General features: G+C 46.0%; 1 protein-coding gene. It reads left to right on the top strand.

Annotated features, from left to right (window positions below):
* Positions 1 to 107: 107 nt before the first annotated feature.
* Entirely contained in the window at positions 108 to 1,298 is a 1,191-nt protein-coding gene (locus J2Z28_RS30960) for an IS701 family transposase (RefSeq protein WP_211085772.1), read from the top strand.
* Positions 1,299 to 1,356 lie beyond the last annotated feature (58 nt).

Consider the following 1,356-nt stretch of genomic DNA (forward strand, 5'->3'; position numbering starts at 1 on the left):
AACTGTACTTGCCCAAAACTAGTTCCATGAAATGTAAATAGAGACACGCTTGACTCTCTGCGTAAAATAGAAGTACGACCAAATACTCTACGCAGGAGAGAAAAGACATGTCTCATACGTATATTTTATCACAAGAAAACCACTGGAACAATCGGTTTGAAGAGTGGAAGCTTCCACTCTTTTTCTCCAAACCTGTCCTTCACCACATCAAACACTTCGTGGATGGGATGCTTTCAACCGGATTTACGGGAACGTTAACGGATATTCAAAGGGAAAGCTTGCAGGAACGAGATCGTCGGACACTGAGTCATTTCTTAACTCATGGAAAATGGGATGCTTCTTACCTGGAACGCATCGTTCAACGCGTCGCTTTTCAGCAGGTTAAAGCGTGTGCTCAGCGAGAACGTAGCCCCCTGTTCGTTATTCTGGATGACACCGTGTGTGAAAAAACCAAGCCTTCGTCACAGGCCACACACATGATTCAAGGGGCTTCATTTCAACATTCTCACCTCAAGCGGCGGCATGTTTATGGGCACGCAGTGGTTCAAACGCTACTTCGCTCAGGGGATCAGGTCTTTCCTTTTGCCACAGCGCGTTACGATCCACAAGGAAAAAGTAAAATCGAACTCGCGGGTGATATGATTCAGGCCGTCCCGATGTCTTCCTGCCGAACCTACGTCCTGATGGATTCGTGGTATCCATCTGCTTCCGTACTTCAAACCTGCGCGGAGCGCGGCTTTCATGTCATTAGTGGTTTGAAAACAAACCGAATTTTCTATCCGCAAGGCATCCGGCAATCACTCCAAAGCTTTGCTTCGTACATCTCGAAAACGGATACCGATCTGGTGACCATTGGCTCCTCCGCTTACCGAGTATATCGTTATGAAGGCAAGCTTAATCTAGTAGAGAACGCTGTGTTGCTCCTGTGTTGGAAAGATGGAGAAGGCTTTGATCCCAAGCAAATGAAAGCTTTTCTAAGTACGGATGTTTCCCTGAGTAATGAAGAAATATTGAACTTTTACAGCAAACGTTGGGCCATTGAAACCTATTTTCGTACGGTGAAAGTTCAGCTGGCCATGGATCGTTACCAGGTTCGTTCGGCTCAGGCCATTGACCGTTACTTGACCCTGCTCCTGTTTTCCGCGCTGTGTTGTACGTGTCGTAACCACGGAAGCTTAATCGACGGGATACATGGCTACCGCATTCAGAAAAAGCATGACATGATTGAATATATCTACAACCAAGCTCAGCGCGGGGCGACATTAGACCAAATTAAAACGCGGCTCAGAGTCGCATAAGGATACTGTCAGGTTTTTTAACTTACAAATATTTGAAGAGATTATTGGCAAGTACAGT

The sequence above is a fragment of the Paenibacillus xylanexedens genome (assembly GCF_017874615.1).
Lineage (GTDB): Bacteria > Bacillota > Bacilli > Paenibacillales > Paenibacillaceae > Paenibacillus > Paenibacillus xylanexedens.

Coding starts and splice junctions, on each gene's coding strand:
- J2Z28_RS30960 (WP_211085772.1), top strand. CDS start 108: ATGTCTCATACGTATATTTTATCACAAGAAAACCACTGGAACAATCGG.